We start from the raw sequence: 22,171 nt of genomic DNA, 5'->3' as shown, positions 1-22,171 counted from the left end.
TAAAGGAGCCTGAAATGTCCCTGCATTTGGCTCGCTGGAGCTATTCAGAAAACACCAACGTATTCGTAGCCTGGGTTGAGCAGCGCGATACCCAGGTCGCTCTCTCCCGGGTGTCGCTGCGCTCGACCCGGGCTACGCCAAAATCAGCTATTCATGAGGTGCGAGCATGACCTCGACCACTACCACGCCCATCGACCAGAGCCTGGTCTACCCCTCGCCGCTGAAGGAATTCTGGCGCGCGTTCAGCCACAACAAGGGCGCCGTCGCCGGCCTCGGTTTCATGCTGCTGATCGTGTTCTGTGCGCTGTTCGCGCCGTGGATCGCGCCGTACTCGCCCAGCGAGCAGTTCCGCGACGCCCTGCTGACCCCGCCGGTCTGGCTCGAAGGTGGGCAATGGCAGTTCATTCTCGGCACCGACGAAGTCGGCCGCGACCTGCTCTCGCGCCTGATCCACGGCGCGCGCCTGTCGCTGCTGATCGGCCTGGCCTCGGTGGTCATCTCGCTGATTCCCGGCCTGCTGCTGGGCCTGGTCGCGGGCTTCTTCCCGCGCCTGATGGGCCCTTCGATCATGCGCCTGATGGACATCATGCTGGCCCTGCCCTCGCTGCTGCTGGCCGTGGCCATCGTCGCCATTCTCGGCCCAGGCCTGATCAACACCGTGATCGCCATCGCCATCGTCTCGCTGCCTTCCTACGTGCGCCTGACTCGCGCCGCGGTGATGGGCGAGCTGAACCGCGACTACGTCACCGCCGCCCGCCTGGCCGGCGCCAGCCTGCCACGGCTGATGTTCATCACCGTGCTGCCCAACTGCATGGCGCCGCTAATCGTGCAGGCGACCCTGAGCTTCTCCTCGGCGATTCTCGACGCCGCCGCCCTGGGCTTCCTCGGCCTCGGCGTGCAACCGCCAACGCCTGAGTGGGGCACCATGCTGGCTTCGGCGCGCGACTACATCGAGCGCGCCTGGTGGGTGGTGACCCTGCCAGGCCTCGCCATCCTGCTTAGCGTGCTGGCGATCAACCTGATGGGCGACGGCCTGCGCGATGCGCTGGACCCGAAACTCAAGAATGCGATCTGAGGAGGCCGCCATGAACCTGTTCTGCACCACGGCCGCCCCCTGCAATTCGATGGAGGCCACCCGATGAGCCTGCTGGAAATAGACAACCTGAGCGTGCGCTTCGGCGACGCCAACGCCGTGCCGGTGGTCGACGGCCTCGACCTGAAAGTCGACAAGGGTGAAGTGCTGGCCATCGTCGGCGAGTCCGGCTCAGGCAAGTCGGTGACCATGATGGCGCTGATGGGCCTGATCGATGCCCCCGGCATCGTGCGCGCCGACCGCCTGACCTTCGACGGCACGGACATGCTGACCCTCAAGGGCCGCCAGCGTCGACATATCGTCGGCAAGGACCTGTCGATGATCTTCCAAGACCCGATGACGGCACTGAACCCCAGCTTCACCGTGGGTTTCCAGATCGAGGAAGTGCTGCGTCAGCACCTCGGTCTCAAGGGCAAGGCTGCCCGCCAGCGTGCCCTGCAACTGCTCGAACGCGTGGAAATCCCTGGTGCCGCCAGCCGCCTCGACGCCTTCCCGCACCAGCTCTCCGGAGGCATGAGCCAACGCGTCGCGATCGCCATGGCGATTGCCGCCGAGCCCAAGCTGCTGATCGCCGACGAGCCGACCACCGCCCTGGACGTGACCATCCAGGCGCAGATCATGGAGCTGCTGCTCGACCTGCAGCGCGAACAGAACATGGGCCTGGTGCTGATCACCCATGACCTGGCCGTGGTCGCCGAAACCGCCAACCGGGTCTGCGTGATGTACGCAGGCCAGGCCGTGGAGCTGGGCCAGGTGCCAGCGCTGTTCGACGCGCCGACCCACCCCTACACCGAAGCGCTGATCAAGGCGATTCCCGAGCACAGCCTGGGCGCCACGCGCCTGTCGACCTTGCCCGGCATCGTGCCCGGTCGCTACGACCGACCCCACGGCTGCCTGTTGTCGCCGCGCTGCCCCTACGTGCAGCCCAAGTGCCGCGAGCAGCGCCCGGCCCTGGAACCCCACGAGCGCGGCGCGGTGCGCTGCTATTTCCCGCTCAATCTGAATGCTGAGGTGGCGTGATGACGACCGTTCTGACCGCACGCCAACTGACGCGCCACTACTCCGTGTCCCAGGGGCTGTTCAAGCCCGCCGCCACGGTACAGGCGCTCAATGGTGTGTCCTTCGAGTTGCAGGCTGGCAAGACCCTGGCCGTGGTCGGCGAATCCGGCTGCGGCAAATCCACCCTGGCCCGCGCCCTGACACTGATCGAGGAGCCCACCTCGGGCTCGCTGCAGATCGCCGGCCAGGAAGTCAACGGCGCCAGCGCGCAGACCCGCAAGCAACTGCGCCGCGACGTGCAGATGGTGTTCCAGAACCCCTACGCTTCGCTCAACCCGCGCCAGAAGATCGGTGATCAGCTGGCCGAACCGCTGCTGATCAACACAGGCCTGTCGCGCGCCGAGCGCCGCGAGAAAGTGCAGGCGATGATGAATCAGGTCGGCCTGCGCCCCGAGCACTACCAGCGCTACCCGCACATGTTCTCCGGCGGCCAGCGTCAGCGCATCGCCCTGGCCCGCGCCATGATGCTCAACCCCAAGGTGCTGGTGGCCGACGAGCCGACCTCGGCGCTGGACGTGTCGATCCAGGCCCAGGTGCTCAACCTGTTCATGGATCTGCAGGAAGAGTTCCAGACCGGCTACGTGTTCATCTCCCACAACCTGTCGGTGGTGCGCCACGTCGCCGACGACGTGCTGGTGATGTACCTCGGCCGCCCAGCGGAAATCGGCCCCAGCGAAAAGCTCTACGAGCGCCCGCTGCACCCGTACACCAAGGCGCTGCTGTCAGCCACGCCGACCATCCACCCGGACCCGAGCAAACCGAAGATCAAGATCGTCGGCGAGCTGCCCAACCCGCTCAACCCGCCACCCGGCTGCCCGTTCCACAAGCGCTGCCCATACGCCACCGAACGCTGCCAGACCGAGCTGCCGCTGCTGCGCCCGCTCGATGGCCGGGAAGTGGCCTGCCACCACGCCGAGCAGTTTCTCTGATCGCCCACCGGGCGCAGCTAGACGCTGCGCCTGGCGGAACAAGAGCCTGTTCACGATCGTTCTGCCGGGCTTTATCTATGTGATCGCTACGTAACTGGATCGGCCGTTCGCGTAAATTGTAGGAGGGGCTTTAACTCCGAGCTCTTTGCTTGCCTTAATAAAAAACTCGCGGCTAAAGCCGCTCCTACGCAACCTTTGAATGTCCGGTTCGCGAGCACGCTTCTCAGTACACATCCCGCCGATACCGCCCCTGCTCCACCAGCCCTTCCACAACAGCCTCACCCAGCACGTCTCGCAGTACCTGATCCACACCCGCCGCCATACCCTGCAAGCTGCCGCACACATAAACCGCAGCACCCTCGGCAATCCACGCCCGCAGTTCATCCGCGGCCTCGCGCAGGCGATCCTGCACGTAAATGCGCTTCGCCAGATCACGGGAAAAGGCCAGATCCAGCCGCTGCAATTGACCGCCTTCGAGCCAGGCCTGCAACTCGTCACGGCAGTAGAAGTCGTGCTCGGCGTTGCGCTCGCCAAACAGCAACCAGTTTCGCGCGTGCCCGGCAGCGATGCGCGCCTTGAGCAGGCTGCGCAGGCCAGCCAGTCCCGTGCCGTTGCCGATCAGGATCACTGGTCGGTCATCCTCTGGAACATGGAAACCGCTATAACGCCGTACCCGCGCCAGCAACTGCTCGCCAACCGGTAGGTGCGCAGTCAGCCAGCCGGAGCCGGCACCCAGCTCGCCATTGGCCAGCTGCTGCTGCCGCACGATCAGCTCCAGCACGCCATCCTCGGGCAACGAGGCGATCGAATACTCACGACTGGGCAGCGGTACCAACGCCTCGAGCAGCGCCTGGGCGTGCAGGCCGACCAGGTGGCTGGCGCTGTAAGGCAGTTGGCGACCAGCCAATGCCTCAGCCAGCGTGTGGCCCAGTGGTTCGATGATGACGGACGCCAGCGCCTGCAAACCGTGGGCCTGCAACCAGCGCTGCACCTGTGCTTCGCCATTGCGCGGAAGAATTTCCAGAATGTCGCCGGCCTGCCACTGCGCACCGGCTGGCGGCTGCAGGCCGACCACCCAGGTGCCCGCGCCCTGGCTGCCCGGGTTCAGGCAACGACGTTCACGCAGCACCCAGCCATCGAACGGCACCTGCTGCACGGCCATTGGCTGCACGCCAGTCAGCTCGGACAACTGGCGCTGCCAGTTCTGCAGAGCAGCTTGGTCATCGCCATCCACCTCGATACGCTCGCCCAGGCGCTGGGCGCCACGCCCGGCCAGCCAATCGTCGACACGCCGGGCAAAGCCGCAGAACTGCGCATACTGGCGATCCCCCAGAGCCAACACCGCGTAACGCAGGCCGTGCAGATCCAGCGTCGCCGCCAGCCACTGGCGCTCAACGCCACGGGCGCTATCCGGCGCTTCACCGTCGCCAAAGGTGCTGAGCACCAGCAGCGCGCGAGGCGTGGCACTGAGCCTGGCGGCGTCGATTCGCGCCAGCGGCTGCACCTCCACGGCCAGGCCGGCGGCCTGCAATTGCCCGGCGGTCTGCCAGGCCAGTTGCTCGGCAAAGCCGCTCTGGCTGGCGAAACCGACCAGCCAGGGCTCACCACCCTCGCTCCCGGCAAGCGCTTGACGAGCGGCCAGCGCTGCACGCTTCTTGCGGCGACGGTCCAGGTACAGCAGCAGGCCGGTGACGAAGAACAGCGGCATCACCAGGCTGGCAACCATCATCAGGATGCGCCCGGTCATGCCGAAATACTCGCCGGTGTGCAGGGCGTAGACGCTGGCCAGCAGGCGCGCCTTGAAGGACTTGTCGGCATAGCGCTCGACCTGCTTCGCCTCGCCGGTCAGTGGGTCGAGTTGCATCTGGTCGAAGGCGCGGGTGTGCTCGGCGTCGCGCAGCATGAAGAACACCCGCGCCAACTGGCCGGCTGCGTTGGGCAACTGCAGGCTATAGACGCCAAGACGGTCACCGGCCGTGCGCTGAATGCCCTGCCAGAGGTTGGTGTAGTTCACCGGCGGCATCGCTTGCCCTTCGGGTGGTGGCCCGCGGCGACCGCGCTCCTCGCCAGCAGCCCGCGGCTTGTCACTGAGCAGGCTCTCCAGCCCGCCGCGGTACCAGTCGTAGGACCAATACAGGCCGGTCAGCGCTGCACACAGGTACAGCGGCAGGCACCAGGTGCCGACCACCGAATGCAGATCCCAATTGAAGGCGCGGCCCTTCTTGGCCCAGTCGAACGTCAGCCAGGCGCGCCAGCTCCACACCTTGCGCGGCCAGCGCAGGTAAAGCCCGGATAGGCAGAAGAACACCAAGGCGATGGTGCAGGCACCGGTGATCTGCCGACCGCTCTGGCCCATGGCCAGAAAGCGGTGCAGCTGCAACATCAGGCCGAAGAACTGCAGGCCGCGAGGGGCCTCGAAGATCTCGGCTGTATAGGGGTCGACGAAGCGTATCCCGCCGCGCCGTTCACCAGGCGGCGGCGTCAGGAACACCCGCGTCGGCTGGCCGCCCTCGGTATCCACATACAGCCCGGATACGCTGAGCCCCTGAGCCTGCAAGCGCTCGACCATTTCGCCCGGTTGCAGCACATCGCCCGCCTGAGCGGTCACCGCCATCTCGGGGTTGATCGCCAGCAGGATCTCTTCCTGAAAGCTGTACAGCGCGCCGGTCACGCCCATCAGGGCCAACACCAGCCCGGCGGTGATGCCGAAAAACCAGTGCAGTTGGAACAAGACTTTCTTGAACACGATTAACACTCAGCAGATGGACACGACTCGAAGCCGCGCGACTCTAGATGAGAAGCATTTGAAATGCTCGTTTTTTACCTGCTCTTTACCAATCAGCGAACGCCACACAGGCAAAAGCCCCGTCGACGCCAGACGTCAACGGGGCTCAAGGGCGCCTATCAGAAGCTGTAAGTCGCCGACAGCAGCGCCGAACGACCATCTCCATACTCGATGGCCGAGGAACGCGCCGCGGCTCCCGCTTGCTGACGAACGCGCTCGACGTAATCCTCATCGAACAGGTTGTTCACGTTGAGCTGCAGGTCAAGGTTCTCGTTGACCTTGTAGCCGACCATGGCGTTGTGCAGCCAGTAGTCGTCCAGCTTGGCGCGGGTGCTGGAGCTGACGTTGCGCTCGCTGACGTAACGGGCGCCGTAGCCGATGCTCCAGCCGGCGGGCAGCTTGTAGGTGGTCCACAGGTTGAAGGAGCGCGGCGGCGTATTGCCCAGCGCCTGGCCTTCGCGGTCGGCACCGGCTGGTGTGTCGGCGGCCTTGAGGGTTTCGCTGTCGAGGAAGGTGTAGTTGGCGAACACGTCCCACTGCTCGGTCACGTGACCGGTCAGGCCCAGTTCGACGCCGTCGACGCGCTGCTTGCCGGCCAGCTGCGTGGAGCCATCGGACATGGTTTCCCGAGCATTGCTCTTCTCGACGCGGAACACGGCGGCGTCCAGTTCGACACGGCGTTCGAACAGTTCCCACTTGGTGCCCAGCTCCCAGGTTTCGTTCTTCTCGGGGGCAAGGTCAGCCGTGGCAGCGGTCAGGCCACCGCCCGACGACGCCAGGTTCTCGGCAGAGGGGTTGTAGGAGTTGCCCCAGGCCACATAGAAGCGTCCGTTCTCCACCGGTTTGTAGACCAGGCCAAGCCGGCTGCTGGCCTTGCGATCATTGGACTCGAAACGGGTGGTCGGCTGGTGAGTGGCGTCGAATGCCCGCGCCTGACCGTCCATCCAGTCCACTCGTACGCCGCCGTTGATGTCCCACTGCTCGTTTAGGGCGATGGTATCGAACAGGTAGATGGCCTTGTCGACCAGCTTGGTCTCGGTGTAGCCGCTGGTGGCCTTGTTGGTGGCGCCGGCCCAGTAGCCCGGCGGGTTGCCGAGATCGAAGATTGGATAGGGCCCGGCACTGGTCAGGTTGTAGCTGTAGGTGCGCAGGTCCAGGGTTTCGCGGGAGATTTCCGCACCGACCACCAGGTTGTGAGCCAACCCGAAGGTATCGAAGGCGGCCTTGAGGTTGCTCTGGTTGATCCACATTTCGGTCTCGGCATCGCGGCCGTAGCCCTGCGGGCCTGCCGGGCGGTAGCTGCCGGCCGGCACCCCGGTGGTGTTGACGTGGGAGGCGGACACCGTTGTGTCGCGGTTGACCCGGCTGTAGCGGGTCAGGTTCTGCAGGCTCAGGTTGTCGTTGAAGTCGTGCTCGAAGTTGGCGGTGAGCGCGCTCTGCTCGATCTTTTCCTTGTCCAGGTTCTTCCAGCCGAAGTAGGCGTCGCGGTTCACACCTGCCAGGCGTTTGCCATCCAGGGCCGGCACGCCGTAATCGGGCAGGTTGTCGTCCTCCTGATGGTGCAGGCTGAGGGTCAGCCGGGTCGCCTCGCTGAAGCCCAGGCGCAGCGACGGGGCAATCCCCCAACGCTTGCGGTCGATCTCGTCGCGGCCGGCCACGTCGTTCTGGTGGCCCATCAGGTTCAGGCGTACGGCGCTGTCGGTGCCCACGCCTTCGAGCGGCTGGTTGGTGTCCAGGGTGGTGCGGTAGTAGTTGTCGGTGCCAAGGCTGCCGCCGATGCGGGTGAAGGCACGGTTCTGCGGCTGCTTGCTGATCACGTTGATGCTGCCGCCAGTGGTGCCGGCGCCGCCGAATACCGAGTTCGGGCCCTTGATGACTTCCACCTGGTCGATGTTGAAGGTGTCGGTACGGCTGGTCTGGGCGCTGTCGCGCAGGCCGTCGATCTGCATGTTGGCATTGGCGCTGAAACCGCGGATGTTGATGCTGTCGCCCGAACCACCGCCGCCCTCGCCGGCATTGAAGGTGATACCCGATACGTTGGACAGCACCTGGCGCAGGCTCAGGGCCTGTTGCTCTTCGATGACCTTCTTGGGTACCACGGTGATGGTCTGCGGGGTATCAAGCAGCGGCGCAGTCATCTTCGCGGACGCGGACTGCTCGACCTTGGAGCTTTCCGCTTCCTGGGCCTGGATCTGTATCTCCCCCAACTGCAGCGAGCCGGCACGCGCAGTGGTCTCGGCCGCCAGGCTGGCCAAACTACAGGACGCCAGCGCCAGGCCAATGGCCGAGGCGAGCAGGCAGGGTTGTGGACGACGTGTCAGCGTTTTTTTTGTGTGTTGCATGGTATGTCTCCCCAGAAAGCCGGGAAGAATAATTGATAATTATTATCATGCAACAACAATAATCATTCATATCCGTATGTATAGCGGCCGTGCTCCGACCTGCCAGCTCCAGCACCAATTTCTTCGAATGAAATGCCCCGCGATCAGCGGGCCAGCACGCGCTTGTCGATGGCCGCCAGGTCGCGACACCCTGTCAGGGCCATCGCCACCTCCAGCTCGGCGCGCAGCAGTTGAATGACATGCGCCACCCCCGCCGCGCCGGCTGCCGCCAGCCCATGGATGTACGGCCTGCCAATCAGCACCGCATCGGCGCCGAGGGCGAGGGCCTTGAGAATGTCGGTACCGCGACGAATGCCACCGTCGAACAACAGCGGCAGGCGGCCCTGCAGCGCATCGGCAATCGGCTCTAGGCAGTCGAGGCTGGCCGCCATGCCGTCGAGCGTGCGGCCACCGTGATTGGACACGATCAGGCCGTCCGCGCCCTGCTCTAGCGCTTCGCGGGCGTCCTCCACTTCGGTCACGCCCTTGAGCAACAACGGCAAGCGGGTGATCGAGCGAAGCCAGCGAATGTCCGCCCAGGTCGGCGCCGCGGCGAGCAGGCTACCGCCCAGCAGCAGGGCGCCATTGCTTGCCGCCGGCTGCGCGGCGGGCGCGCGAATGCCCTGCAGATTGACCGCCTGCACGTCGGCCGGCAGCACGAAGCCGGCACGTTGCTCGCGGTTGCGCACGCCGTTGACCGGCGCATCCACGGTCAGTACCAACGCGCGATAGCCGGCCGCTTCGGCGCGCCTCACTAAAGCTTCGGTGAAGTCACGATCAGGCTGGACGTACAACTGGAACCACAGCGGATTGCTGGCCGCAGCGGCGATGTCCTCTAGGCTCGCGCTGGCCTGGGTGCTGACGATCATCCCGGCCTGCAGAGCATCGGCGGCCATCACCGTGGCCAGTTCGCCGTCCGGGTGGGCGAGCTTCTGGAAGGCCACCGGCGCCAGCAGAATCGGAAAATCGTGGGTCACCCCGAACAATTCCCGGCGCGTGTGCCCACCGCTCAGGTCGCGCAATACCCGGCTGCGCAAACGCAGGCGCTGGAACGCCTCCAGGTTGGCCTGCAGAGTCAGCTCATCGGCCACACCACCGTTGACGTAGGCCCAGGCCTGCTCGCTCATGCGCGCCTGGGCGTAGGGTTGGTAATCGCTGACCGAGGCGATGCTCGGGGGAATCTGCTGCAGCTTCTCCATGCTCAGGTGTTCGCCCAGTGCCGCAGCAGGTTGTGGTACACGCCGGTCAGGCGGACCACCTCGGGGCTTTCCGGCAACTGCTGGCTGATGCCCTGGATGGCCTGATCCAGCTCGAACAGCATGCTGCGCTGGCCATCCTCGCGCACCAGGCTCTGGATCCAGAAGAACGAGGCGAGGCGTACGCCACGGGTCACCGGCATCACCCGGTGCAGGCTGGTGCCGGGATACAGCACCAGGTGCCCGGCCGGCAGCTTGATGCTGTGGCTGCCGTAGGTGTCCTCAATCACCAGTTCGCCGCCGTCGTACTCATCCGGCTCGCTGAAGAACAGGGTGGCCGACAGGTCACTGCGCACCCGGTGCGGCGTGCCGGGCACGCTGAAAATGGCGTTGTCCACATGATTGCCATAGGTGCCGCCGCCGGCATAGCGGTTGAAACGCGGTGGCAACACCTTGAGCGGCAGCGCGGCGGCGACGAAGCGCGGGTTGGCACCCAGGCAATCGACGATGAAGTCGCCGATCTGTATCGCCAGCGGATCATCCTGGGCCAGTTGCTGATTGTCCTTCGCGCGCTGGGCGACATGCCCGGCCGTGCCGCGACCATCCTGCCAGGCGCCCTGCTCCAGCGCGACACGGCACTGGCGCAGCTGCTCGGGCGCCAGCACATCAGGGATGGTCAACATCATGAACGGACTCTCGCGAACGCCTAGTAGAGAATGATTCTAAGGCGCAACAAGTGGGCGAGAGAAGCCAGCCCATGAAAAATAAACGCCTGCACCGAATCCAGTGCAGGCGTAGCGGTATCCAGGAAGGAAAAACAGCGCTCTCGGCAGCTCAGCGCAAACGCCACATTTCGAACGGCCTGGCCAACACGAACAGATCGCGAGCGACGCTTTCCGGGTACTGGTCGAGCGGCGGCGCATCGGGCAGGTACAGCGCGGCGGCGTCGAGGGTCGACAGCGAGAACTCCAGCTCCATACCGGCGGCCTGGAACAGCGCGATGATCGCTTCGACTTCCGCCGCACAGCTGCAATTGACCCGGCGCCCGGCGTAGAAGACGTTGAGCTGGTCGCAGACCTTTTCGGCAACCAGACCGGTGGCCTCGGCTTCGAGCAGCGACAGGCCGAGGTCTTCCTCACAGGCCGCATCCAGGGTGATGGGGCTGACCGTCGGCTTGACGATGGCGGACATACTCCTGCCTGGCACCGCGGCACCGACTTCGATGGGGACAGGCCCCTGCACGCTCTGGTAGAAGCGAACGGCCATGGCGCCTTCGAGCATTCCCGGGATCTGTTTCACGACTCCACTCTCATCATCGACTCAACGAACGCGGCACCATCCTGCGCCGCAACGGGACGGCATTGTCGGCGCCTGATGTTTAAGCAATGTGACAGTGGCAGCGCAGCCGGATTGCCCGGCTGCGCATGCGGGCGTCAGACCACGCCCTGGGCTAGCATGGCGTCGGCCACCTTGACGAAGCCGGCGATGTTGGCGCCCTTGACGTAGTTGATGCCGCCATTCTCCTCGCCGTGACGCACGCAAGCGTTGTGGATGGACTGCATGATGCCGTGCAGTTTCTCGTCCACCTCGCCTTCGCTCCAGTGCAGGCGCATGGCGTTCTGCGACATTTCCAGGCCGCTGACCGCCACGCCACCGGCGTTGGAGGCCTTGCCCGGGGCGAACAGGGTGCCGTGCTCGATGAACAGGTCCACCGCATCCAGCGTGGTCGGCATGTTGGCGCCCTCGGCCACGCACACGCAGCCATTGCCGAGCAGCGCGCGGGCGTCGTCGAGGTTCAGCTCGTTCTGGGTCGCGCAGGGCAGTGCGATGTCGCACGCCAGGCCCCAGGGGCGCTGGCCGGCCTGGAAGCGCAACGCACCGCCGTCGAGTTCGCTCAGGCGGCCACGCTTCTGGTTCTTCAGCGCCATCACGTCCTGCCAATGCTGCTCGCTGAGGCCCTCTTCGACATACAGCGTGCCTTCGGAATCGGAGAAGGAAACCACCTTGCCACCTAGGTCCATGACCTTGCGCGCCGCATACTGCGCCACGTTGCCGGAGCCCGAGATGGCCACGCGCTGACCGTCGAAGTTGCGCCCGCGAGTCTTGAGCATTTCTTCGGCGAAGTACACGCAGCCGTAGCCGGTGGCTTCCGGGCGGATCAGGCTGCCGCCGTAGGTCAGGCCCTTGCCGGTCAGCACCGAGGTGAACTCGTTGGCCAGGCGCTTGTACTGGCCGAACAGGTAACCGATCTCGCGGCCACCGACGCCGATGTCACCGGCCGGCACATCCAGGTTGGCGCCGATGTGGCGGTACAGCTCGGTCATGAACGACTGGCAGAAACGCATCACCTCGGCGTCGCTCTTGCCCTTGGGGTCGAAGTCCGCCCCGCCCTTGCCGCCGCCCATGGGCAACGAGGTCAGGGAGTTCTTCAGGGTCTGCTCGAAGGCCAGGAACTTGAGCACGCTCAGGTTCACCGAGGGGTGAAAACGCAGGCCACCCTTGTACGGGCCGATGGCGCTGTTCATCTGGATGCGCAAGCCTCGGTTGACCTGCACGCGCCCGGCATCGTCGACCCACGGCACGCGGAACAGCACGGCACGCTCCGGCTCGACCAGACGCTCGACGATGCCCGCCTCCAGATAACGCGGATTGGCCTGCAGGAACGGCCACAGGCTACGCAGCACTTCCTCCACCGCCTGGTGGAATTCGGGCTGGTGAGGATCGCGTTGTTTCAGGCCTTCGAGGAAATGATCGACGGACATGCTCATGCAGGCTCCCTGGCGTCTTGCTGCGCCGCGCAATGAAAAGTGGCGGGACTCTAGCAAGAACGCCACGCCCTTAAAAAGGGCAAAATGACGCCTTTATGAAACTTTTTGGTGCTTTACTATAAATACACCCTCAAAAACAGGGCTTTCAACAACCCCTGTAGCGCACCAAACAAGCCTCATTGCGCACCATAAAATCACTCCTCGCGAATGGACTGCCAGCTCAAGCCGAAACGCGCCAGGTACTTGCGCAGGCGATCCGCGTCGTTGGGCTGGGCCTTGGCCTGGCGACTGATGTCGAACAAACGCCTGCCCGCCTCGGACAGGCTGCCCGCCTGTCGACAGATATCGATCACCGCCTGCAGTTGCAGACGGTCGAACAGGTCGATATCACCTGCGGCCTCGCCCAACAGAGTCGACAGGTCATCCTCCGCTCCCGAAACGCCCCAGGCGCGCCGCAGCCGCTCGATCTCTTCCTGTACCTGACCCTCGTCGATGCGCCCGCTGTCGGCCAGGGTCGCCATGCGCGTGATCGAGGCCGACAGCTCGCGGAAGTTGCCTTGCCAGGCGGCTTCGCCGGAGCTGGCGAAGGCCAGGTAGCGGCGCCGCGCCTCCAGGTTGAAGCGCACCATTCGCCCTTGTTCGCGCGCATGGCGCTCGAGCTCGAAATCGATGTTCGGCTCGATGTCTTCGCGGCGCCCGGCCAGGCCCGGCAGCTCGAAGGTCCACAGGTTGATGCGCGCATAAAGGTCTTCACGAAACAGCCCTTCGGCGACCCGGACGCGCAGGTCGCGATGGGTGCCGGCGATCAGCAGGAAGTCGCTGCTCACCTCCTTGTCCGCCCCCATGGGAAAGAAGCGCTTTTCCTCGACGGCCTTGAGCAGCATGGCCTGCTCGTCCAGGCCCAGTTCACCGATCTCGTCGAGAAACAGCATGCCGCCATCGGCGGCGCGCAGCAGGCCATCGCGGGCATTTTGCGCACCGGTGAAGGCGCCCTTGATATGACCGAACAACGCCGACATGGCGCCGTCGCCGCGCAGGGTCGCGCAATTGACCTCGACGAAGCGGCCATCGACCAGATGACGGCTGCGCTTGAGCTCGTAGACGCGCCGGGCCAGGAACGACTTGCCCGCACCGGTCGGGCCGATCAGCAGCATCGGTGCCGAGGAACGCACGGCGACCCGCTCGATCTGCTCGATGGAGCGATTGAACGCCGCGTTGCGCGTGGCGATGCCGGACTTGAGAAACGCCAGCCCCTCCAACCGCTCATGCTGGAAGCGCGTGGCGATACGGTCGTACCGCGACAGGTCGAGGTCGATCAGCGCATGGGTGCCGGTGACCTGCGCCTGCTCATCACGCTTGCGCGCCGGCGAGGTCTGCACTAAACGCGCCGGCAGGTAGCGCGCCTCGGTGAGCAGGAACCAGCAGATCTGCGCCACATGGGTCCCGGTGGTGATGTGCACCAGGTAGTCCTCACGCTCGGTATCGAAGGCATAGCCGCTGGTGAAGTCATGCAGCGCGCCATACACCTCCTCGAAATCCCAGGGGTTGCGCAGGTGCATCGGCTGCAGGCGCACCTCGGTTTCCGGGGATATCTGCTCGATGTCGGCGCGGATGCGCTCGGCCAGGCTGATATCCCGTGCGTCGGTGCCGTGGATCAACTCCAGGCGATCGATCAGCAAATCCGGCTGCTGACACAGCCCGATACTCGGCCGCCACTTGTTCCAGCGATTGGCGCCCTTGCCGACCCGATCCAGAGTGGCGCCGATGAAGCCGATGGCGACGGTTTTCTTTGCTCTCATAGTTTATCCATAGAGATAAATCCTGATAACAGAATATCCAAAACCTCAGACCAGACCAGCCCTCGATAACTTCATGAGAATCCTTAAATATATAAAAATATATAAATATCAATAATTTAAAAATAATAACCGCATCCACAAAAAAACTGGCACGGCTATCGCTATATCCATCCTGAGCGATCACTGATGCAGCTTGCAGAAAGCTGAATCGGCAAGAAACACGGGAACGCTTGAGCAGGCCTGGAAAGAACCTGCGCAGCGCAGGAGAAGATGCCGTGAAAAGCAACAAGCAACGCCGCTGGGAAATCCGTGAGGCACGCGCAAAACGCAAGCTGCGCCAGGCTGCATCGGCCAGCTGGCCTGCGAGCCAGATGCCGCCACCCGGCAGCATTGCGGTCAACCGCGCCAGCCTCGCGCCTTACTACAGCTATGACGAACCGCTTTTCGTCCAGCGCGGTTGGTACCAGGACCTGCCATTCACCTGTCGCGATTGCGGCGCTGGGCAGATCTGGACGGCAGCTCAGCAGCGCTGGTGGTACGAGGTGTGTAAAGGGCAGGTATTTTCCACGGCAATACGCTGCCGGGCCTGCCGATTGAACAAAAGGATTCGCGATGGCCGGGAACGTCCCAACGCCGCCCGGGCCATAACGCAAGCAGGAGCATGACGAGATGAACGAGAAAACCTACAACCTGCTGGAAGTCGCCAACGGCAAGCCGATCAAACTGTGGACGCAAGGCGTTCCCGTCGAGGAAGACGCCAAGCAGCAGTTGATGAACACCGCGAAGATGCCCTTTATCTTCAAGCACCTGGCCGTGATGCCGGACGTGCACCTGGGTAAGGGATCGACCATCGGTAGCGTGATTCCCACGGTCGGCGCAATCATCCCGGCAGCGGTCGGGGTGGATATCGGTTGCGGGATGATCGCCGCACGCACCTCGCTGATGGCTCACGACCTGCCGGACAACCTGGCCGGCCTGCGCGTCGCCATCGAGAAGGCCGTACCCCACGGGCGAAGCAATACCCGTGGAGGTCGCGACCGGGGCGCCTGGGAAAACGTGCCGGAGATGGCCGACCATGCCTGGTCGGCGCTGAGCGAGCGCTTCAAGGCGATCACCGACAAGTACCCGCGGCTGGAGAAGACCAACAACCGTAAACACCTGGGAACCCTGGGAACCGGCAACCACTTCGTCGAGGTGTGCCTGGACGAAGCGAACCGGGTCTGGTTCATGCTGCACAGCGGATCGCGCGGCGTGGGTAACGCCATCGGCAACCTGTTCATCGAACTGGCCCAGGCCGATATGCGCCAGCACATCGCCAACCTGCCGGACCGTGACCTGGCCTATTTCGAGGAAGGCAGCCAGCACTTCGCCGACTACGTGGAAGCGGTGGGCTGGGCCCAGGATTTCGCCAAGCAGAACCGTGCGTTGATGATGCACGCGGTGATCACCGCGGCCCGCGGGGTGATCGCCAAGCCGTTCGACGTCGCGCTGGAAGCGGTGAACTGCCACCACAACTACGTGCAGAAGGAACGCCACTTCGGTGAAGAGGTGCTGGTAACCCGCAAAGGCGCGGTGTCGGCGAAGAAGGGCGAACTGGGCATCATCCCCGGCTCCATGGGCACCAAGAGTTTCATCGTGCGCGGCCAGGGTAACGAGGAGGCGTTCTGCTCTTGCAGCCACGGCGCTGGCCGCACCATGAGCCGCACCAAGGCCAAGAAGCTGTTCACCGTGGAAGACCAGATCAAGGCCACGGCCCACGTCGAATGCCGCAAGGACGCCGACGTGATCGACGAAATCCCGATGGCCTACAAGGACATCGATCAGGTCATGGACGCCCAGCGCGAGCTGGTGGAAGTGGTGCACACCCTGCGTCAGGTGGTGTGCGTTAAAGGATAGAGATGATGAAACACCTGAAAGAGTGGCTGCAGCGGCTAAAAGGCCGCCCAGCCTCCGGCGACTACTGGGAAGACCGTCGCCATCACGAGGCATTGGAAGCCCTCGCTGACTGCAAGGGCGAAGGCGACTGGCTCACGCTGAGCTGTCATGGCAACGGTTTCGTGCGCGAGGTGGCGGTGCGTGAACTGAGTGAGTTGCCTTCACCAGAAGCCCTGGCTGCCCTGCTCGAACGGCTCAACGATTGGGTGCCCCAGGTACACCAGTTGGCCGATGCAGGCGTACGACGCTACCTCATGTCCGAGCATGCGCCGGCTTTACTGTATGCCCTGCAACCGTTGATGGCGCTTGCTGAGCGCCAGCGCGCCGACCACACAGAGACACTGGCGCTAGCCCGCACGGCACTGCAGGGCGCCGAGGTGCGCGATACGGTGCTGGCGACATTCGTCGTGCATCACGGCAAAAGTGCGCGGTTCCTGTTCGACCTGCTGCTGGAGGCAAGCGACGACCCCGTCAGCCTGCTCGGCAAAGCACTGGTACATCGCGAGATGACGGTACGCCAGATGGCGGTTTCGGCCTGCCAGAACATGCCCGCGGAACAGGCCGTGCCGCTGTTGCAGCACGCACTGGCCACGCCTGGCGCCAGCGTGCGGGTCAAAGCCCTGCATGCGCTGCTGAGCAAGCTCGACGACCCACGCGAGATGCTACGTGGCGCCCTGCTGGACGCCTCGCCCGCGGTGCGCAGCCTGGCTCGCTGGGCGGCGCCGCGCTGGCAGCTCGACGCACGGGAAGTGCTCGCAAAGCGACTGGACGCCGCCCTGCCAACGTCCAAGCGCGAATGGCTGGGCGTACTTGGCCTGACCAGCGAACTGCAGGTCAGCCTGGGTGAGCACTGGCGCGCTGCGGCGCTACGCTCGCCCATGGCCAGCGTGCGCCTGGCTGCGCTGACGAGCCTCGGCGACGAGCACCTGGGCGAGCAATTGGCGATGCTGGACGATCCGGCCGACAAGGTGTTCGCCAAGGCCTGCGAACGCATAGGCCGCCAGCCCTGGGATGCACTGGAAGCGGAGCTCGACAGGCGCCTGGATCGTGACTGGCACTGCCTGCAGGACCACCGCCGGGCCGCCCTGATGGCGCTGCGGCCACGCTGGCAACAACTGGCCTACCTGCTGCGTCGCCTGGATAACGATGTCCAGCAGCGCAACTACTGGCTGACCTCGATCGCCAATTGGTGCCAGCAGCAATACCTGATGGTCGACCCGACCACAGCGCCAGCCAAACGCCGCAGGTTGCTTGCCCGGGTTGCCGAACTGCAGGACAACGGCGCCCTGCCGCCAGGTTGCGTGACGCGCCTGACGTGAAAAAACCGCCTGCTCGAGGCATGCGAATAACGGGATGAGGTGAGGCCATGCTGCAAATGATGAAAAGCCAGCGACTCGATGAACTGCGCACCCGCCTGGAAGAGGCGGGCTGCGTGTTCGATTTCGTGGTGACCATGCTCGACCCGACCGCCACACCTGGCGAGGCGGAGCATCGGCAGGCCCTGGAGTTGCTGTTCGAGACCATCCAGGCGCGCGCTCGGATCTGGCAACAGAACCTGATCGCCCAGCATGCTAGTTACGCAAACCACCGCTGTTCCGAACTGACGGCGGATCTCGCTCAGGCCCGCTCACAGCCGCTCACTAACGACGCAATCCGCGAGCTGGCCAGCGAGAACAGCCTGCTGTGCCGCAACTTCCGTAACCCGCCCTACGGCACTCAGTTGCAGGTGGCGGACTTCCGCGAATGGCTGCACATGCTGCGGCTGTATCCCGATGAACAGCTGCAGGTGTTCGATTGGGTCGGCCATGCGCACGAAGATCCGCAGCGCAGCGCCTGGAGCGACTATTTCGACGACGGCAAGGAATGGTGGGGCATCTGGTGCCTCACGCTATACAACCCGCGACGTCGGACATTGTCCGCGCTGGCCGCCAGCGCGACAGACTAGACAAGGATGCAAAGACATGGATATGCAACAACGCCACCCCCTCAGCGACGCCATGCGCGCGCGGGTGCTGGCTGAACTCGAACGGGTCGAGCGCGAACACAACGTGAAGGTGCTGTATGCCTGCGAGTCGGGCAGCCGCGCCTGGGGCTTCGCCTCGACGGATAGCGATTACGATGTGCGCTTCGTCTACGTGGAAAAACCGGACTGGTTCGTCCAGGTAGATGAAGGCCGCGACGTGATCGAGCGCCCGCTGGACGACGAGTTGGACGTCAGCGGCTGGGAGTTGCGCAAGACCCTCGGCCTGCTGCGCAAATCCAACCCGACGCTACTGGAATGGCTCGACTCGCCCCTGGTGTACCGCCAGGAAGATCAAGCCACGGCGCGCCTGCGCGAGCTGGCCGAGCATTTCTACAGCCCGCCGGCGGCGCGTAACCACTACCTGTCGATGGCGAAAAAGAACTTTCGCGGCTACCTGCAGGGCGAGACGGTGCGCCTCAAGAAGTACTTCTATGTGCTGCGCCCGCTGCTGGCCGTGCTGTGGATAGACCAGGGCCGTGGCCGCCCGCCGATGACCTTCGCCGATCTGTTGCAGACGGTTGACGATGCGCCGCTGCTGGCCGAAGTGGACGAGCTGCTGGCCCTCAAGCGTAGCGCCGACGAGTCCACCTACGGCCCGCGCCGCCCTGCCCTGCACGCCTTTATCGAGGCACAGCTGGAGCGGCCAGTGCCGGCGCTGCCGCGTACCCAGGCGGACAGCGGCCTGCTTGACGCCTACCTGCGCGAAATGGTCAGCCGCTACGCCTGAGCCACGTTCGTAGCCCGGGTCGAGCGCAGCGACACCCGGGACGATCTCCCGATCTACTACAGAGAGGGACGCGGAGCGTCCCGATGGGCGTTCCCACGCAGAGCGTGGGAACGATCAACGATCAAAGGATTCACCATGAAAAAGGATATTCTCGAGCTCGACGGCGCCATCGGCGGCGGGCAGGTGCTACGTACGGCGCTGAGCCTGTCGATGATCACCGGCACGCCGTTTCGCATCATCAACATTCGCGCCAGGCGCAGTCGCCCGGGCCTGCTGCGCCAGCACCTGACCGCCGTGCTCGCCGCCGCCGAAATCAGCGGCGCCGAGGTCGAGGGCGCCGAACTGCACGCCACCCGCCTGGTGTTTCGCCCCGGCCCAATCCGCGGTGGCGAGTACCGCTTCGCCATCGGCTCGGCGGGTAGCTGCACCCTGGTGCTGCAAACCGTTCTGCCGGCCTTGCTGCGGGCCGCCGAGCCAAGCCGTGTGCAGATCAGCGGCGGCACCCACAACCCGGCCGCGCCGCCGTTCGACTTCCTCGACCGAGCCTGGGTGCCCTTGCTACGGCGTATGGGCGGCCGGGTCGAGTTGCAGCTGCATCGCCATGGCTTCGTACCGGCCGGTGGCGGCGCGCTGGAAGCCTTCATCCAGCCGTCGCTGCTGATGCCCCTGCACCTGCCCGAGCGGGGCGCACTGCTGGAACAACGTGCCGACGTGCTGCTGGCCGGCATTCCCGGCCACGTGGGCGAGCGCGAGCTGGCGCGCGTCGGCAAACGCCTGCAGTGGCCGGACGCCAACCTGCACTGCACCTGGCTGGACCAGGAGCATGGCCCGGGCAACATCCTGACCCTCACGGTGGCCTGCGCGCAGCTCACCGAGCAGTTCTGCGCCTTCGGCCAGAACGGCGTACGTGCCGAGGCGGTGGCCGATCGCGCCATCGAGCCGTTGCGCCAGTGGCTGGCCAGCGGTGCGGCGGTGGCAGAGCACCTGGCCGACCAGTTGCTGCTACCGATGGCGCTGGCAGGCAGCGGCAGCTTCACCACTACGCACCTGAGCGAACATCTGCAGAGCAATATCCAGGTGATCGAAGCTTTCTGTCCGGTGGCGGTTCGTTGCACGCCGGCGGGCAAGGTATTAAGGGTCGAGGTGAGTAGCCGCGCCTGAGGCCTGACCGCGGTCGTGGTGTACCAGCGAACACATATCTCATGGATCGGCGGCAGTAAGGCAGAAGCGGACATCGGGACGCCGCTGCTCTTGTAGGAGGGGCTTTAGCCCCGAGCTTTAGATGGGTGAAAAGAGCTCGGGGCTAAAGCCCCTCCTACACGTTTACGCAAACGTCAGCTCCCGCCACTTTGCAGTCATCGAAACGATAGCAATTCGAAAACGTGCCCAAAAACCCAGCCATAAAAAAACGGAGCCCTGAGGCTCCGTTTCGTGAGGCGACGCTTACTGCGCCAGCTTCTTGTGCCGTACCCGATGCGGCTGGGCGGCGGCGTCGCCGAGGCGCTTCTTGCGGTCGGCTTCGTACTCGGTGTAGTTGCCTTCGAAGAAGATCACGCCGTCATCCTCGTAAGAGAGGATGTGGGTCGCCACGCGGTCTAGGAACCAGCGATCGTGAGAGATCACGATGGCGGCGCCAGGGAAGTCCAGCAGTGCTTCTTCCAGCGAACGCAGGGTCTCCACGTCGAGGTCGTTGGACGGTTCGTCGAGCAGCAGGACGTTGGCGCCCTCCTTCAGGGTCAGGGCCAGGTGCAGACGGCCACGCTCACCACCGGAGAGGTCCTTGACGAACTTCTGCTGGTCGGCGCCCTTGAAGTTGAAACGGCCCACGTAACCGCGGGACGGAACTTCGTAGTTGCCGATCTTGATCATGTCCAGTCCATCGGACACCGCTTCCCAGACGGTCTTGCTGCCGTCGAGGTCTTCGCGGCTCTGGTCGACGCAGGCCAGTTGCACGGTTTCACCGATCTCGATACTGCCCGAGTCCGGGGTTTCCTTGCCCATCAGCATGCGGAACAGGGTCGACTTACCGGCACCGTTACCACCGATCACGCCGACGATGGCGCCCTTGGGTACGCTGAACGACAGGTCTTCGACCAGTACGCGGTCGCCGTAGCCCTTGGTGACGTTCTTGAACTCGATGACCTTGTCGCCCAGGCGCGGACCGGCCGGGATGTAGATCTCGTTGGTCTCGGCGCGTTTCTGGAATTCCTGGGACTGCATTTCCTCGAAGCGCTGCAAGCGAGCCTTGGATTTCGACTGGCGGGCCTTGGCGCCTTTGCGCACCCACTCCAGCTCTTCCTTCATGGCCTTCTCGTGGGCCGACTGCTGCTTGGACTCCTGGGCCAGACGGTCGGATTTCGCTTCCAGCCAGCCGGAATAGTTGCCTTCGTACGGAATGCCCGCGCCGCGGTCGAGTTCCAGGATCCAGCCGGCGACGTTATCGAGGAAGTAACGGTCGTGGGTGATCGCCACCACGGTGCCCGGGAAGTCGTGCAGGAAGCGCTCCAGCCAGGCCACCGAGTCGGCGTCCAGGTGGTTGGTCGGCTCGTCGAGCAGCAGCATGTCGGGGGCCGACAGCAGCAGACGGCACAGGGCCACACGGCGCTTCTCGCCACCGGACAGGTGCTCGATCTTCGCATCCCAGGCTGGCAAGCGCAGGGCGTCGGCGGCGACTTCCAGCTGACGCTCCAGGTTGTGACCATCGCTGGCCTGCAGGATGGCCTCGAGCTTGGCCTGCTCGGCAGCCAGCTTGTCGAAGTCGGCATCCGGCTCGGCATAGGCGGCGTAGACTTCGTCGAGGCGCGCCTGGGCGTCCTTGACCACGCTGACCGCTTCCTCGACCACTTCACGCACGGTCTTGCTCGGGTCCAGCTGCGGCTCCTGGGGCAGGTAGCCGACGTTGATGTCCGGCATCGGCCGGGCTTCACCGTCGAATTCCTTGTCCACGCCCGCCATGATGCGCAGCAGGGTCGATTTACCGGCGCCGTTGAGGCCCAGCACACCGATCTTGGCGCCCGGGAAGAACGACAGGGAGATGTTCTTGAGGATCTCGCGCTTCGGCGGCACGACCTTGCTCAGCCGATGCATGGTGTAGACGTATTGAGCCAAAATTCAGACCTCACTAATAAATGGCGACGATGGCGCGCACCCTATGCCAAGACGCCGCCTCACGCAAACGGATAAATGCCGCACTGGGTGGGGCGTCGAGCTGCAACGCGCAACGGCATGCACGGCAATCACCGGCACAGACTACAGTACAGCGATGACCGGGTATTTTCGGCGATCTGCACGCGACTAGGAAGAGCCTCCAATGCAGGACATTCGTCGCTTTGGCTGGCACTTAGCCACATTTATGGCATGCTAGCCGACTTGGGAAGCGGACGTCCCTGTTTAACCTTTATTAGCGCATAACCTGCTTACCCGACCTCGCCGTTGCAGGACGTCATCACGTGTCAGCTGCCGAAACCATTCGCCCT

Annotated in this window: 18 protein-coding genes; 10 read left to right on the top strand and 8 right to left on the bottom strand. The window is 64.4% G+C overall.

Annotation, left to right across the window (positions count from 1 at the left end; genetic code table 11):
- Positions 1-14 precede the first annotated feature (14 nt).
- The 4 genes from FB481_RS23140 (at position 15) to FB481_RS00630 (ending at position 3,081) form a co-directional block, all read left to right on the top strand.
- On the top strand, positions 15-170 hold the full coding sequence (locus FB481_RS23140; RefSeq protein WP_167363071.1) for a hypothetical protein: 156 nt from the start codon (positions 15-17) through the stop codon (positions 168-170).
- Positions 167-1,075 (top strand): ABC transporter permease subunit, encoded by a 909-nt coding sequence (locus FB481_RS00640; RefSeq protein ID WP_147174785.1) that lies wholly within the window; start codon positions 167-169, stop codon positions 1,073-1,075. Before FB481_RS23140 ends, FB481_RS00640 begins: the two co-directional genes overlap by 4 nt.
- A gap of 63 nt (positions 1,076-1,138) precedes the next feature.
- Positions 1,139-2,113 carry an ABC transporter ATP-binding protein gene (locus FB481_RS00635; RefSeq protein ID WP_093499799.1) on the top strand — a complete coding sequence of 325 codons (975 nt, stop codon included), beginning with the start codon at positions 1,139-1,141 and terminating at the stop codon, positions 2,111-2,113.
- The gene (locus FB481_RS00630) at positions 2,113-3,081 is read left to right on the top strand and encodes a peptide ABC transporter ATP-binding protein (protein ID WP_093499801.1); all 969 of its coding nucleotides are present in this window, start codon (positions 2,113-2,115) and stop codon (positions 3,079-3,081) included. The genes FB481_RS00635 and FB481_RS00630 overlap by 1 nt, the downstream gene beginning before the upstream one ends.
- Positions 3,082-3,304: 223 nt before the next feature.
- Here FB481_RS00630 and FB481_RS00625 read toward each other — a convergent pair whose 3' ends face one another.
- From FB481_RS00625 to rtcR, 7 genes are all read right to left on the bottom strand, one after another.
- On the bottom strand, positions 3,305-5,827 hold the full coding sequence (locus tag FB481_RS00625) for a sulfite reductase flavoprotein subunit alpha (RefSeq protein ID WP_178109811.1): 2,523 nt from the start codon (positions 5,825-5,827) through the stop codon (positions 3,305-3,307).
- A 158-nt stretch (positions 5,828-5,985) separates the two neighbouring features.
- On the bottom strand, positions 5,986-8,208 hold the full coding sequence (locus FB481_RS00620; protein ID WP_147174784.1) for a TonB-dependent siderophore receptor: 2,223 nt from the start codon (positions 8,206-8,208) through the stop codon (positions 5,986-5,988).
- A gap of 143 nt (positions 8,209-8,351) precedes the next feature.
- Positions 8,352-9,446, bottom strand: a complete 1,095-nt coding sequence (locus FB481_RS00615) for an alpha-hydroxy acid oxidase (protein ID WP_093499806.1) — start codon at positions 9,444-9,446, stop codon at positions 8,352-8,354.
- Positions 9,447-9,448: 2 nt separating this feature from the next.
- Positions 9,449-10,129: a Fe2+-dependent dioxygenase gene (locus FB481_RS00610; RefSeq protein WP_147174783.1), complete on the bottom strand. Its 681-nt coding sequence runs from the start codon at positions 10,127-10,129 to the stop codon at positions 9,449-9,451.
- 148 nt (positions 10,130-10,277) lie between these two features.
- Positions 10,278-10,742 carry a hypothetical protein gene (locus FB481_RS00605; protein ID WP_147174782.1) on the bottom strand — a complete coding sequence of 155 codons (465 nt, stop codon included), beginning with the start codon at positions 10,740-10,742 and terminating at the stop codon, positions 10,278-10,280.
- Between the two features lie 134 nt (positions 10,743-10,876).
- The gene (gdhA, locus tag FB481_RS00600; RefSeq protein WP_147174781.1) at positions 10,877-12,211 is read right to left on the bottom strand and encodes an NADP-specific glutamate dehydrogenase; all 1,335 of its coding nucleotides are present in this window, start codon (positions 12,209-12,211) and stop codon (positions 10,877-10,879) included.
- 194 nt (positions 12,212-12,405) lie between these two features.
- Positions 12,406-14,010 (bottom strand): RNA repair transcriptional activator RtcR, encoded by a 1,605-nt coding sequence (rtcR, locus tag FB481_RS00595; RefSeq protein WP_093499814.1) that lies wholly within the window; start codon positions 14,008-14,010, stop codon positions 12,406-12,408.
- A 275-nt stretch (positions 14,011-14,285) separates the two neighbouring features.
- Here rtcR and FB481_RS00590 point away from each other — a divergent pair, with 275 nt between their 5' ends.
- The 6 genes from FB481_RS00590 to rtcA all read left to right on the top strand — a co-directional run bounded on the left by FB481_RS00590 (position 14,286) and on the right by rtcA (position 19,856).
- Positions 14,286-14,675, top strand: coding sequence for a zinc-ribbon domain-containing protein (locus tag FB481_RS00590; RefSeq protein ID WP_218571893.1), 390 nt, complete (start codon positions 14,286-14,288; stop codon positions 14,673-14,675).
- A 4-nt stretch (positions 14,676-14,679) separates the two neighbouring features.
- On the top strand, positions 14,680-15,906 hold the full coding sequence (locus FB481_RS00585; RefSeq protein ID WP_147174780.1) for an RtcB family protein: 1,227 nt from the start codon (positions 14,680-14,682) through the stop codon (positions 15,904-15,906).
- A gap of 5 nt (positions 15,907-15,911) precedes the next feature.
- Positions 15,912-17,264 carry a HEAT repeat domain-containing protein gene (locus FB481_RS00580; protein ID WP_147174779.1) on the top strand — a complete coding sequence of 451 codons (1,353 nt, stop codon included), beginning with the start codon at positions 15,912-15,914 and terminating at the stop codon, positions 17,262-17,264.
- Positions 17,265-17,311: 47 nt separating this feature from the next.
- Positions 17,312-17,890 (top strand): hypothetical protein, encoded by a 579-nt coding sequence (locus FB481_RS00575; RefSeq protein ID WP_147174778.1) that lies wholly within the window; start codon positions 17,312-17,314, stop codon positions 17,888-17,890.
- Between the two features lie 16 nt (positions 17,891-17,906).
- Positions 17,907-18,695: a nucleotidyltransferase domain-containing protein gene (locus FB481_RS00570; RefSeq protein WP_147174777.1), complete on the top strand. Its 789-nt coding sequence runs from the start codon at positions 17,907-17,909 to the stop codon at positions 18,693-18,695.
- A 135-nt stretch (positions 18,696-18,830) separates the two neighbouring features.
- Positions 18,831-19,856: an RNA 3'-terminal phosphate cyclase gene (gene rtcA / locus FB481_RS00565; RefSeq protein ID WP_147174776.1), complete on the top strand. Its 1,026-nt coding sequence runs from the start codon at positions 18,831-18,833 to the stop codon at positions 19,854-19,856.
- A gap of 282 nt (positions 19,857-20,138) precedes the next feature.
- Here the strand turns inward: rtcA and ettA are convergent, their stop codons facing one another.
- Positions 20,139-21,803 (bottom strand): energy-dependent translational throttle protein EttA, encoded by a 1,665-nt coding sequence (ettA, locus tag FB481_RS00560; RefSeq protein ID WP_093499824.1) that lies wholly within the window; start codon positions 21,801-21,803, stop codon positions 20,139-20,141.
- Between the last annotated feature and the right edge of the window lie 368 nt (positions 21,804-22,171).

The sequence above is a fragment of the Pseudomonas sp. AG1028 genome (genome assembly GCF_007993955.1).
GTDB classification, from domain to species: Bacteria; Pseudomonadota; Gammaproteobacteria; order Pseudomonadales; family Pseudomonadaceae; genus Aquipseudomonas; species Aquipseudomonas straminea.
The sequence above is the reverse complement of the archived record's forward strand: the minus strand, read 5'-3'. Positions and strand labels throughout refer to the sequence as shown.